14 protein-coding genes are annotated in these 12,043 nt (G+C 66.7%); 6 read left to right on the forward strand and 8 right to left on the reverse strand.

The window, feature by feature from the left end:
- The first annotated feature begins 18 nt into the window (after positions 1-18).
- Entirely contained in the window at positions 19-252 is a 234-nt protein-coding gene (locus WCE05_RS20455) for a hypothetical protein (RefSeq protein ID WP_225788158.1), read from the forward strand.
- Here WCE05_RS20455 and pdxH read toward each other — a convergent pair.
- From pdxH to dinG, 5 genes are all read right to left on the reverse strand, one after another.
- Entirely contained in the window at positions 249-896 is a 648-nt protein-coding gene (pdxH, locus tag WCE05_RS20460; RefSeq protein ID WP_225788157.1) for a pyridoxamine 5'-phosphate oxidase, read from the reverse strand. The genes WCE05_RS20455 and pdxH overlap by 4 nt on opposite strands.
- A 21-nt stretch (positions 897-917) precedes the next feature.
- A complete protein-coding gene (locus tag WCE05_RS20465) occupies positions 918-1,856 on the reverse strand; it encodes an OmpA family protein (protein ID WP_368816458.1) in 939 nt (312 codons plus the stop codon).
- A gap of 99 nt (positions 1,857-1,955) precedes the next feature.
- Entirely contained in the window at positions 1,956-3,101 is a 1,146-nt protein-coding gene (locus WCE05_RS20470; RefSeq protein ID WP_253168360.1) for a serine hydrolase domain-containing protein, read from the reverse strand.
- Positions 3,102-3,260: 159 nt separating this feature from the next.
- The gene (locus WCE05_RS20475) at positions 3,261-5,498 is read right to left on the reverse strand and encodes a beta-agarase (protein WP_368816459.1); all 2,238 of its coding nucleotides are present in this window, start codon (positions 5,496-5,498) and stop codon (positions 3,261-3,263) included.
- A 71-nt stretch (positions 5,499-5,569) separates the two neighbouring features.
- Positions 5,570-7,714 (reverse strand): ATP-dependent DNA helicase DinG, encoded by a 2,145-nt coding sequence (gene dinG / locus WCE05_RS20480; RefSeq protein ID WP_368816460.1) that lies wholly within the window; start codon positions 7,712-7,714, stop codon positions 5,570-5,572.
- 98 nt (positions 7,715-7,812) lie between these two features.
- Between dinG and WCE05_RS20485 the strand changes: the two genes are divergently transcribed.
- Positions 7,813-8,277: a CopD family protein gene (locus tag WCE05_RS20485; protein ID WP_225788152.1), complete on the forward strand. Its 465-nt coding sequence runs from the start codon at positions 7,813-7,815 to the stop codon at positions 8,275-8,277.
- 20 nt (positions 8,278-8,297) lie between these two features.
- Here the strand turns inward: WCE05_RS20485 and WCE05_RS20490 are convergent, their stop codons facing one another.
- The 3 genes from WCE05_RS20490 to WCE05_RS20500 all read right to left on the reverse strand — a co-directional run bounded on the left by WCE05_RS20490 (position 8,298) and on the right by WCE05_RS20500 (position 10,087).
- Positions 8,298-8,573: a DUF1145 domain-containing protein gene (locus tag WCE05_RS20490; RefSeq protein ID WP_225788151.1), complete on the reverse strand. Its 276-nt coding sequence runs from the start codon at positions 8,571-8,573 to the stop codon at positions 8,298-8,300.
- 16 nt (positions 8,574-8,589) lie between these two features.
- Positions 8,590-9,306 carry an OmpA family protein gene (locus tag WCE05_RS20495; RefSeq protein WP_225788150.1) on the reverse strand — a complete coding sequence of 239 codons (717 nt, stop codon included), beginning with the start codon at positions 9,304-9,306 and terminating at the stop codon, positions 8,590-8,592.
- Positions 9,307-9,394: 88 nt separating this feature from the next.
- Complete coding sequence (locus WCE05_RS20500) at positions 9,395-10,087, reverse strand: OmpA family protein (protein WP_225788149.1); 693 nt, start codon at positions 10,085-10,087, stop codon at positions 9,395-9,397.
- 159 nt (positions 10,088-10,246) lie between these two features.
- Between WCE05_RS20500 and WCE05_RS20505 the strand changes: the two genes are divergently transcribed.
- From WCE05_RS20505 to WCE05_RS20520, 4 genes are read left to right on the forward strand one after another with little or no spacing between them, the layout of a single operon-like run.
- The gene (locus tag WCE05_RS20505; RefSeq protein ID WP_225788148.1) at positions 10,247-10,741 is read left to right on the forward strand and encodes a DUF6231 family protein; all 495 of its coding nucleotides are present in this window, start codon (positions 10,247-10,249) and stop codon (positions 10,739-10,741) included.
- 4 nt (positions 10,742-10,745) lie between these two features.
- Positions 10,746-11,222: a YchJ family protein gene (locus WCE05_RS20510; protein WP_368816461.1), complete on the forward strand. Its 477-nt coding sequence runs from the start codon at positions 10,746-10,748 to the stop codon at positions 11,220-11,222.
- A gap of 2 nt (positions 11,223-11,224) precedes the next feature.
- Positions 11,225-11,701, forward strand: coding sequence for an LEA type 2 family protein (locus WCE05_RS20515; protein ID WP_225788146.1), 477 nt, complete (start codon positions 11,225-11,227; stop codon positions 11,699-11,701).
- Positions 11,702-11,708: 7 nt separating this feature from the next.
- Entirely contained in the window at positions 11,709-11,906 is a 198-nt protein-coding gene (locus tag WCE05_RS20520; protein ID WP_225788145.1) for an SEC-C metal-binding domain-containing protein, read from the forward strand.
- Positions 11,907-12,043: the final 137 nt, after the last annotated feature.

Raw genomic sequence — 12,043 nt, forward strand, 5'->3', positions numbered from 1 at the left:
TTCTGACCAAGGATAGCCATGGATTACTTCATCGTCGTGGTCGCGACCGTCGCGGGCCTGTACTTCCATTGGTGGCTGTACGTGCGCATGCGACGCTGGATGGACCGTGACCTGGCGCTGTCGCTGGCCGGCAACGACGAAGCCAAGCGCACCTACATGCTGCAACGCCTCGAGCAGGCGCGGGCGCAGAAGATCAAGCGAAAGGAACTGGCGGCCTGGCTGGAACGCGAAGCCGCCGCCTATCCGGGTTAGGGAGCCAGGCGCTCACGCAGCCACTGGCCATCCACCAGGCGATAGTTCAGGCGATCGTGCAGGCGGCTCGCGCGCCCCTGCCAGAACTCGACGCGCTCGGGCAGCAAGCGATAGCCCCCCCAGTGCTCGGGGCAATGCGGCTGGGTATCGGAAAAACGCGCCTCGGTAGCCTTGACCAGGTTCTCCAACGCCTCGCGGCTGGCAATCACCCGGCTCTGCGGCGACGCCCATGCCCCCAGGCGGCTGCCCAGCGGGCGTACCTGGTAGTAGTCGTCGGACTCCTTGGCCGTGACCTTCTCCACCCGCCCTTCGATACGCACCTGGCGTTCCAATGCCGGCCAGAAGAACGTCATGGCGGCAAAGGGGTTGGCCAGCAGTTGCTGGCCCTTGGCGCTGTCGTAGTTGGTGAAGAAGGTGAAACCGCGCTCATCGAGCCCCTTGAGCAGCAGCACCCGGCAATGCGGCCGGCCTTCGCCGTCGACAGTGGCCAGGGTCATGGCGTTGGCCTCCACCGGTGGCTGCTCGGTCTTCACCGCATCGGCGAACCACTGGTGGAACAGGGCGAACGGCTCACCCGGGGCCTGAGCTTCGGCCAGGCCATCACGGGTGTAGTCGCGGCGCATATCGGCCAGGGATTGGGTCATGACTGCGTTTCCTTAAGACGATCAGTTGCCTTTCTTCGCAGGGCTGTTGGCGGCTACTTTCTTGTTGGTCGAGGCCTTCTTCGCGGTGGTCTTGGCCGCAGGCTTCTTCGCCACGGTCTTGGCCGGGGCCTTCGCCGCAGGCTTGCTGGCGGCGGCCTTGGCTGCCGGCGCCTTGGCGTCCTGGACTGCAACCATGGAGGCTGCGGCCGGTGCCGGGGCGGCCTGCTGGTACTTGGCCAGCAGCGCCACCATGGTGTTCTGCGGAGTCAGCAGCATTTCCACCCGACGGTTCAGCTTCCGGCCCTCGACACTGTCGTTGGCCGCACGCGGCATGTCCGAACCCATGCCCTTGAGCATCAGGCGATCACGCTCCAGGCCGCTGAGACGGAAGATCGCCGACACCGACGCGGCACGTTCCAGGCTGAGCTTCTGGTTCGCCGCGGCGGCACCGCTGCTGTCGGCGTGGCCCAGAATCAGCACGGCGCTCTTCGTATCGGCCTCGGCCAGCTTGGCCACGCGGGTGATCGGGCCCAGGGTCATCGGCAGCAGCATGTTCGGGCGATCCGGGTTGTAGGAGCCATCCACCGGGATGGTCACCGCCAGCACATCGTCGCGGCGCTCCAGCTCGAACTTGCTGCCCTTGATCGCCTCGCGCACCTTGGGCTCGTACTCGTCCAGCCAGGCCTGGGTGGCCTTCTCGTCGATCTTCGGCACCGCCGGGCCCTTGGCCTGCTGTTCTGCGCCGCCGAAGGGCCACCACCAGCGGCTGCCGCTCTCGGACTTGGCCTCGGCCTTGGCCACCTTCTCGGTCACAGCCTCCTTCACTTCCTGCTCGGCCACTTTGTCCGAGCCGAATGGCCACCAGCTGTGGCTCGTGTCGTTCGAGGCAGTCTGCGGGTGCTGGGCGCAACCGGTAGCGGCCAGGCACAGGGCAAGTGCTAAGGTTTTATGTGAAGACATCAGCGATACACCATGAAATTGAAAGAGATTTTGCCCGCGCACACCAGGCGTTGGCATTGAGGATAGTCAAAGGATCCGGGCAATACCCGCACAACCCGATCAAAGGCACGTGCCAAGGGCGCGCACCAGTTTCTGTGCCCTGGGGTCCATGAGCACATAGGGGCCAAGGGTATTGGTGACAAAACCGAAGGCGACATCGTGCTCGGGATCGGCGAAGCCGACCGAGCCACCGGCGCCGGGATGGCCGAAGGCTTTCGCGCCCAGGCCAAAGGTGGCGTTGGCCACGTCGGGCTGGTCGAGCATGCAGCCCAGGCCGAAGCGGGTCTGGGTCAGCAGGGTACGGTCCTGGCCGAGGCTGTGTTCACGGGTCAGCTCGTCGAGCAGCTCCGACTCCAACAGGCTGCCGTCGAGCAGGCCGGCATAGAAGCCCGCCAGGCTGCGGGCGTTGCCGTGGCCGTTGGCCGCAGGCTGCTGCATGCGCCGCCATTCGGGCTTGTTGGTGCTGGTGAGGATCGCCGGTGGGTTGGTGAAGGCGCGGGTCGACAGTGCCTCCGGCTCACGCAGTGTCACCTGCAGCAGCCGCTGGGCCGCGGCGTCGCCGGGGTTGCCCTTGCCACGGGCGATGTGCGCCACGCGGTGGAACTCCTCGTCCGCCAGGCCCACATGAAAATCCAGGCCCAGCGGCCGTGCGGTGCGGGCGACGATCGACTCACCCGGGCCACGCCCATCGGCGCGGCGAATCAGCTCGCCGACCAGCCAGCCGTAGGTGATGGCAGCGTAGCCGTGCTCACTGCCTGGCACCCACCAGGGCGCCTCGGCGGCCAGGGCATCGACCATGGCCTGCCAATCGTACAGGGCCTCGGCCGGCAGCAGCTCGCGGATGGCTGGCAGGCCGGCGCGGTGGCTGAGCAGTTGACGCAAGGTCACGCCGTCCTTGCCGGCCTGGGCGAACTCCGGCCAGTAGCGCGCCACCGGGGTATCCAGGGCCAGCTTGCCCTCGCCCACCAATTGCAACGCGGTGACGGCGGTGAAGGTCTTGGTGCAGGAGAACAGGTTGGCGATGGTGTCGCTGTGCCAAGCTTCCTGGCCATCCCTGTCGGCGCTACCGGCCCACAGGTCGACGACCGTTTCGCCACCGACCTGGATGCACAGCGCCGCACCACGCTCCTGGGGATCTTCGAACAACGCGGCGAAGGCATCGCGCACCGCCTCGAACTTCAGCTCATAGTGACCCTGGATCTGCACCCGCCTGTTCTCCGTCGACTCGTCTTACAAAAGGATGCATTGTTTCAGTAGTTGACGGATTTGCAAACAACCTGTGGCTGGGTGGTCGCCTGTGCTGTCGGGATTCGAGGCTTGCGCTGCCTGTACCGCCGCGAATGGGCCGGTACGGGCAACGAAAAATCAGGGCGCCGGCTTTTCCAGGATCCTGCCCAGCTCGTCCATCAACTGCAGATTGCTCCTGCGTACCGCCTTGACGAAGCCTGGGTACGGCACGTCGGTAATGGCCACCAGCCCCAGATGGCCGTTCTCGCCATCGAGCAGTCGCCCGCTGGCCGGCTGGTCCAGGTACTGGAACCAGTGCGCGCCGACGATCATCGGCTGGGCCAGCGCCGCCTTGAGGAAATTGCCATAGGCAGGCCCCCGGTCCTCTTCGCGGGCGACCTCCAGCGGCCCCGGCCAGAACGGCCCACGGTCGCGGGAGCCGAACTGGAATTCCGAGACCAGCACCGGCTTGTCCAGCTCGGCCAGCTGGGCGAAGTCGTAGCCGTCCTCGGGCTTGAGGGTATAGAAATTGAAGCTCAGGACATCGCAGAACTCGGCGCAGGCCTTGACCGCCTCCGGGGTGCTCACGGCATAGCGTCCCCCCAGCAGCAGGTGGTTCGGGGCATGCCACTGCAGCGAGTCGGCGATGGTCTTGAAGTAGGTCTCGGCGAACACCAGCTGGAAATGCTGGTAGTCGCGCTCGATCTCCGGGTGCTCGGGGCTGGGCAGCGGCGCCTCGAAGCCGGGGTCCTCCAGCAGCTCCCAGCCCTGCAGGTCGATACCCCAGGCCTTGGACAGCCCCTCCTCGTTGCGGTACTTGTCGCGCAACTGCTTGAGGAAGGCGCGCTTGGCCGGCACGTCGGTGGTCAGGCGCAGGGTGCCGTAGGCCAGGCCATAGCGGGCCTTGGGGTCGTCCCCGGGCGCGGCCCAGGCCAGCTCGTTGTCGGCGAAATAGCCGATCAGCCAAGGGTCGTTGCGATGATCGCGGGCGGCGATGGCCACCGCACGTTCAGTGGCCATGGCGAAGCGTGGATCGAACGGGTCGGGCATGCGTCCCCACCAATCCATGCCCGTGCTGATGCTGGCGTAATCGCCGACGATCGACAGCGGCAAGGTATAGGGCACCCGCTTGGCCTGCCCCAAGGCCGGGTCGCTCCAGTTGCCCAGGGTATTGAATCCCCAGGCCAGCAGACGGTCGAGGGCATGGGCCTGCCAACGCGGTGCATCCACCGCCGGCGCTGGGCAAACCTCGGCCGTCTGCCCCTCGAGTACCTCCGGGCAAGGCTCGCCATAGGTACGCTGCAGGTTGGCGGCATAGAAATCGAACCAGCGCCCCTGCTTGAAGTTGCGCCCTTGCGACGACGGATTGCCGTCGTCGTTGTTGCCTTCGCCATAGAACGCCGCCAGGGGCTCGCCCTCGCCCGGCAAGGCCTGGAACTGGGTCTGGCGGCCGGCCACGTAGGTGCGCCCGCCGTCGCTGGCCACGGCATTGACGCCAAGGGAGTAGAACGGGTGGCCTTCCGGCGTCACCAGGAACCAACGACCATCACGCTTCTCGGTACGAAAGAAGCCCTTGGCCTCGAACACCGGCCCCGCCAACAGGCCGCCGTAGATGTCCAGGCGCTGCTTGCCACGCTCGGCGAGCCAGCCTTGCAGTTGCTGCCGTTCGCGGCGCTCGGCGGCCTTGAGCTGCTGGTCGTTGATGATCTTCTCTGGCCAGCGCCCTCGGGTGGACTGGCCATAGGCGTCGATCAGCCCTTCGTAGGCCGCCTTGAATGCCAGGTCATCGTCCTGGATGCCGACCTTCTCGATCAACAGGCTCTGCGCTACCCGGGGGTTGGGGATACTGAGGCTGACGGAAACGACCTGCCCCAGGTCGACCTCCCCCTCACTGCTGGCCAGCAGCAGGCGCTGGCCCTCATGGACCCAGGGCATCGGAGGGCCGGCGCGCATGCCCTGGCTCAGCGGCGAACGGGCCTTGAGTGGCACCATCACGGTCTGCGCGGGCCCTGCGGGCAGGTCGACACGGCTGGTCAGGGTACGGCCGTCGCTGCTCTGCACCGTCACGTCCACGGTCAGGGCCCAATCCATGGCGCTCTGCAGGCGCAGCGTCAGGGCCTGGCCGGCAGACCAGTCCCAGGCGCCGCTCTGCGGGCTCAAGCGCAAGGTCGGCCGCGCCACCGGGTTGAACACCACGCGCCGCAGTACCTCGCCCTCGGCTGTCTGCTCCGCGTTGTACTGCGGCAGGTCGGCATCGGTGGTGGTCACGATGACCACGGAGGCCGGGCGCACGAAGCTGAACAACGTCTGCTGCCCGGCCAGCAGCGGCGAGCTGAACAGCAGGGCGAACACGGCAGGCAGGGTACGGCGGATCATGGGGCGGTCGTTCTCCTCTCGATGGGTGACGACAGAGGTGGACGGAGGACCGGCGCATCATGCTCCGGCCGTCAGGAAATCTCACGCCGGAACGGCGGCAGGGCGTTGAGGATAGCCTTGCCATAGCGCTGGGTGACCAGGCGCCGATCCAGCAAGGTGATGACGCCACGGTCCTGCTCGGTACGCAGCAGGCGACCGCAAGCCTGGATCAGGCGCAGCGAGGCATCGGGCACGGCGATCTCCATGAATGGATTGCCGCCGCGGGCCTCGATCCATTCGGCCAGCGCCGCCTCGACCGGGTCGTCCGGTACGGCGAAGGGAATCTTGGCGATCACCACGTGCTCGCAGTAGGCGCCGGGCAGGTCGACCCCCTCGGCGAAGCTGGCCAGGCCGAACAGCACGCTGTGCTGGCCATCGTCGACCCGCGCCTTGTGCTTGTTGAGGGTTTCCTGCTTGGACAGGTTGCCCTGGATCAGCACCAACTTGCGCCAGTCGCGGTCCAGGCCGTCGAACACATCCTGCATCTGCTTGCGCGAGGAGAACAGCACCAGCGCGCCACGGGCGTCCTCGAGCATGTTGGGCAACGCGCGGATGATCGCCGCGGTGTGCCCGGGTACATCGCGCGGATCGGCGCCCAGGTCCGGAACCCGCAGCAGGCCGGCATCGCCATGGTGGAACGGGCTGGGCACCACGCAGGTGACCGCGTCGCGGGGCAGGCCCGAACGCATGCGGAAGCGGTCGAACTTGCCCAGGGCGGTCAGGGTGGCCGAGGTCACCAAGGCGCCATGGGCGACGTTCCACAGGCTGCGGCGCAGCATCTCGGCAGCGAGGATGGGGCTTGCGTTGACCTCGATGTCGAACAGCGCGCCGCTCTCGGCCAGGGTCAGCCAACGCGCCATCGGCGGGCTGTCCTGCGGGTCTTCGGCGGTGAAGGCGGTCCACAGTTCCCAGTTGCCCTGGGCGCGGGTCACCAGGCTGCCGAACAGGGGGTACCACTCCTCGGCCTGGTGGCTGGCGATACCGATGTTGGTCTCGCCGTCCATGCCTTCCTTGAGCAAGTCGGCCAGGCGGGTGAACAGGTCGTTGAGGCGGGCGAAGCCTTTCTTCAGCTCGATGCCCACCTCGCGGATCTGCTCCGGCACCACGCCGCCCTCGAAGCGGTAGCGTGGCCGCTCGCGGCCTTCCATGTCCTCGCCGGGGCGGAAGTCGGCCACCTGCTCGCACAGCGTGAACATGAACTGCTGCTGGGTACGGATCTCCCGCGCCAGCTCCGGCACCTGCTCGATCAACTTGCCCAGGTCGCCTGGCAAGGGGTGCTGGGCCAGCAGCTTGGTGAGGTTCTTGGCGGTCTGCTCCAGCCAGTCGGCGGTGGAGCGCAGGCGCGAATAGTGGGCGAAATGGCCGATGGCCTTGTCCGGCAGGTGATGGCCTTCGTCGAACACATAGATGGTGTCGCGCGGGTCGGGCAGCACGGCGCCGCCGCCCAGGGCCAGGTCGGCCAGGACCATGTCGTGGTTGGTGACGATCACGTCGACCTTGCCCATGCCCTCGCGGGCCTTGTAGAACACGCACTGCTGGAAGTTCGGGCAGTGGCGGCCGGTGCACTGGCTGTGGTCGGTGGTCAGCCGCGCCCAGTCCTGGTCCTCCAGGGCCTCGGGCCAACTGTCGCGGTCACCGTCCCAGCGGTTGCCGGCGAGCTTCTCGATCATGCTGTTGAACAGCTTCTGGCTCTTCTCGTCGACCTCGATGCGAAAGCCCTCCTCCTCGAACAGCTGGGCGGTGGCCGACTGGGCATGGCCCTCCTGCAGCAGCACGTCGAGCTTGGACAGGCACAGGTAGCGGCCGCGCCCCTTGGCCAGGGCGAAGCTGAAGTTCAGGCCGCTGCTGCGCATCAGGTCGGGCAGGTCCTTGAAGACGATCTGCTCCTGCAGGGCGACGGTCGCGGTGGCGATCACCAGGCGCTTGCCGGCGGCCTTGGCGGCGGGGATCGCGGCCAGGCTGTAGGCGACCGTCTTGCCGGTACCGGTACCGGCCTCCACCGCCACCACGGCGGGCTCGCCGGCGCGGCGGCCTTCGTCGTCGCAGGCGATGTCGCCGAGGACCTTGGCCACTTCGGCGATCATCAGGCGCTGGCCGTAGCGTGGGCGCAGGCTCTTGGCTTCGAGAAAACGCGTGTAGGCGCCCTGGATGGTGGCTTTGAGTTCTTTGCTGATCATGATCTGGGGGCGCCCGCAGGGCTGGATATATTTTCAGTGTTTCGCATGGGCCGGCTATCATACCCCGCTATTGCCCTTTATGCCGCATGGAGATCCGGATGCTCGCCTTTGCCCTGCCCTACACCCTGCATGTCCTGGCCGCCCTGGTTTGGGTCGGCGGCATGTTCTTCGCCTGGCTGGTGCTGCGCCCGGCAACGGTCGCGGCCCTGGAGGGGCCGGCACGGTTGCGGCTGTGGGTGGAAGTTTTCCGACGGTTCTTCAGATGGGTCTGGCTGGCGGTAGCGATCCTGGCGATCAGCGGCATCGGCATGTTGCATATGCGCTTCGCCGGCTTCGAGACGGCACCGCGCTACATCCAGGTGATGATCGGCGGGGGGATCGCCATGTTCGCGCTGTTCCTGCGGATCCAGGCGCTGCTGCTGCCGGAGCTGCGCGCGGCGGTGCAGGCCGAGGATTGGGCGGCAGGTGCCGGGGTGCTGGGGCGGATACGACGGATGGTGGGGATCAACCTGCTGCTGGGGCTGCTGGTGGTGGCGGTGGCCAGTTCGCGGCTGCTGGTTTGAGCCACCTCGGCAGCCTCGATCTACGCCTTGCGCGGCACCTCCAGCGGCTTGGGAATGGACATGACGTGAAAGATGCCGGTCAGCAGGATCTGCAGGCGGTCGAACCAGCGATGGCTGCGCCCGCGCAGGCTGCCATTGAAGAACAGCACCTCCAGGAAATGCAGCCCCAGCAGGGCGATGCCCGCGGCATTGATCAACAGGTTGAATGGCAGCGGCTGGGGTATGAACAGGTTCACCAGCACCACCCACCAGAACACCACCGTCAAGGCCTTGCCCAGACCCAGGATGAATTTCATGTTCCCTCCCTGCTAGTCAGTCGAGGTGCAGTTCCACCCGGCGGTTGTGCGCGCGGCCTTCGTCGGTGCCGTTTTCGGCCACCGGTTCGCTTTCGCCACGCCCTTGGCTGGTCACCTTGTTCGGCGCCACCCCCTGGCTGATGAGAAATTCAGCGACGCTGCTGGCGCGACGCTCGGACAGCCCCTGGTTGTAGCCATCGGTGCCGACACTGTCGGTGTGGCCGATGACCCTGATGCTGGCCACACGGGGGTCATTGAGCGTGGGTAGCAAGGCCAGCAGGCGTTCCCTGGCACCCGCCGTCAACTCGGCCGAGTCGAAGGCGAACAACACCTGCCCCTGGTCGTCGAGGGTGATCACCTCGGGGACTGGCGCCTCGGCCTTGGGCGTGGAGGGTGGGTATTGCGGCAATGGGCAGCCCATGTGGTCGACCGCGGTACCGGCCGGGGTATCGGGGCAACGGTCACGACGGTCGAAGACGCCATCGCCATCTTCGTCGCCATCCTGGGCGTAGCAGATCAAGCCACCGGCGATGGCGCCAGCGACGCCGGCACCGGCGGCCCAACTGGAACTCTCGATGGCGCCCAGGCCACCGCCGACCAACCCGCCGAGCAGGCTGCACAGGGGCCAGTTCCGTTGATTGAGGGGCGCACTACCATCGCTGTGGGTGGCGCAACCGGTAAGCAGGCTGGAGGCCACCAGCAGTGGCAGTGCCGCCTTCGACAAAACACTCATGATGAATGCTCCTGTGTCACCGGCCCGAACCGGTCATTCAGGAGTAAAGACGCGCCCGCGCCACTTCTCAAGGCGCGGGCGCCTGCCGTCAACGCTCGATCTTGATCTCGGTGCGACGGTTCATGGCACGGCCATCGGCGGTGGCGTTGTCCGCGACCGGCTGGGTTTCGCCTGCGCCCACCACCGAGACGAAGCTGCTGCGTGGCACGCCGCTGTCGACCAGGTAGTCGGTGACCGAGTGGGCACGGCGCTCGGACAGTTTCTGGTTGTAGCTGTCGGAGCCGACGCTGTCGGTATGCCCGGTGACGCTCAGGCGGGCGCTCGGCGCTTCCTGCTTCAGGCGAGTGGCGATGGTGTCTAGCCGGGTCTTGTCGGCGGCGGTCAGGCGTGCGGAGTCGAATTCGAAGTGCACGTCACGGATGACGATGACTTCCTCTTTCTCCACCACCACCTCTTCCACCACGGCGACCGGCTCCGGCGGGCAGCCATTGGCATCGACCTGCACGCCACGCGGCGTGCCAGGGCACTTGTCGCGGCTGTCCGGCACGCCATCGCCATCTTCGTCGCCATCGCCATGGGCCCAGCAGTAGCCCGCCGCCAGGCCACCGCCGAGCAGCGCGCCCCATCCGGCCCAGCTGGAGCTCTCGATGGCGCCGAGGGCCGCGCCGCTCACACCCCCGACGGCAGCACACTTCGGCCAGTCGGTTTTTTGCAAACCTGCACAACCAGTTAACACACTGGTGAGCAGAACCAGGGGTATCGCTGTGCGTACTATGCTCATTTCGTTGCTTCTCCTAGGGGGAATCGGCATAAGACCGATCCTTGGGAGTAAAGACCGCGCATTACCTCTCTGCCAGCAATAAGCCACGACGCGGCCGCTCGCCCCTTTGCCCGCGCGCGCCGGCCCGTTAGTCTTGAGCGACCTGAACGAGGATTGGCAATGACCGACGGTTTTTCCCAACGCACGCCGCAGCAGGCGCTGGCCGCCCTGCTCGAGCGCTTCACGCCCCAGCGCCTGCTGCTGGTCGGCAGCCGTTTTCCGGCCCTGGACGCCTTCGCCGAGGCCCACCCCGGCACTTGCATCGAGGTCGCCGCGCCAGGCCCGCTGCCGGCCCCGCTGGCTGCCCAGCGCTTCGACCTGGCGGTGCTGGTCGACTGCCTCGAACACCTGCCCCGGCGCGCCGGCCTGGAACTGCTGGGTGGCATCCGCAATCTCAATGCCAGCAGGGTCGCGGTGCTGGCAGACCTGGCCGCCTGTGGCTGGCAGGACACCGACTTCTTCGCCCTGGCCCTGTCGGCCAGCGAGAAGTTTCGCCGCGACGAGCAGGTGCTGAGCCTGTTCACCTATGATCTACATGACTACAAGCAGGTCCCCGACTGGCTCAACGCCAAGTTCTGGGCCAACCCTGAAAACTTCGGCAAGTACTGGTGGTGACCCGATGAGTGTCTCGGTCTGCCCTTGTGGCAGTGGCAACCTGCTCGACGCCTGCTGCGGGCATTACCATGCCGGCACCCCGGCCCCGGATGCCCAGGCGCTGATGCGCTCGCGCTACAGCGCCTATGTGCTGGGCCTGGTCGACTACCTGGTGGCCACCACCCTGCCGGCCCAGCAGGCCGGCCTGGACTGCGCCGCCATGGCCGCCTGGAGTGCCGGCAGCACCTGGCTGGGCCTGGAGGTGGAGAGCGCCGAGGTGCTCGGTGGTCAGCCTGAACATGCCTTCGTCACCTTCACCGCGCGCTGGCACGACCAGGAAGGCGACCACCAGCACCGCGAGCGGTCGGCCTTCGTCCAGCACGACGGGCGCTGGTACTTCATCGACCCGACCGTGGGGCTGAAGGCCGGACGCAACGACCCCTGCCCCTGCGCCAGCGGGCAGAAGTTCAAGAAGTGCTGCGCCAGTTACATCGGTAGCTGAGCATGATCGCCCTGGCCCGCCTGCTCGTCTTCAGCTTCGTGCTGACGCTGCTGGCAGGTTGCGCCGGCTGGGGCGGCAGCGACTGGCGCCAGCCCGAGGTGCACCTGGTCAAGGTCGAGACGGTCAAGGCCCGGCTGCACCAGCAGGAATTCGTCCTGCACCTGCGCGTCGACAACCCCAACGACAGCCGCCTGTTCATCCGCAACCTGGCCTACTCGGTGCGGCTCAACGACCTGCTGCTGGTCGAGGACCAGGCCAGCCTCTGGCGCAGCGTCGGCGGCCATGCCCGGCGGACCTTCAAGATCACCGCACGGACCAACCTGTGGCGGCAGCTCAAGCCCCTGGCCAAGCTGCTGCGCAGCGAGCAGCCATTGCACTACCGGCTGCAGGGCGAACTGAATACCGGCTTGCTCATTCGCCGGGACCTGCACTTGTCGCGCAGTGGTGAGATAATCCCCGGCGATCTTCAACCGGAGTAACCCTGCAATGACCCAGCAACCCCATGTCCATGGCCCCGACTGCAACCACGGTCACGACCACCACCACGATCATGGCCATGTGCACGGCCCGCACTGCAACCACGGCCACCAGGAGCCGGTCCGCAATGCCCTGAAGGATGTCGGGCGCAACGATCCTTGCCCGTGTGGCAGCCAGAAGAAATTCAAGAAGTGCCACGGGGCTTGAGGCTCTCTTGAGCGGCGAGCTGCAAGTTGCAAGCGACAAGAAAGCGTGGGCCGTGCACTCTGCTGCTTTTTCTTCCAGCTTGTAGCTTGCAGCTTGCCGCTTTCCCCGGCAATTTAGCGCCTTTCGAACCCCCGCCA

The sequence above is a fragment of the Pseudomonas sp. I2 genome (assembly GCF_040984075.1).
Taxonomy (GTDB): Bacteria; Pseudomonadota; Gammaproteobacteria; order Pseudomonadales; family Pseudomonadaceae; genus Aquipseudomonas; species Aquipseudomonas guariconensis_B.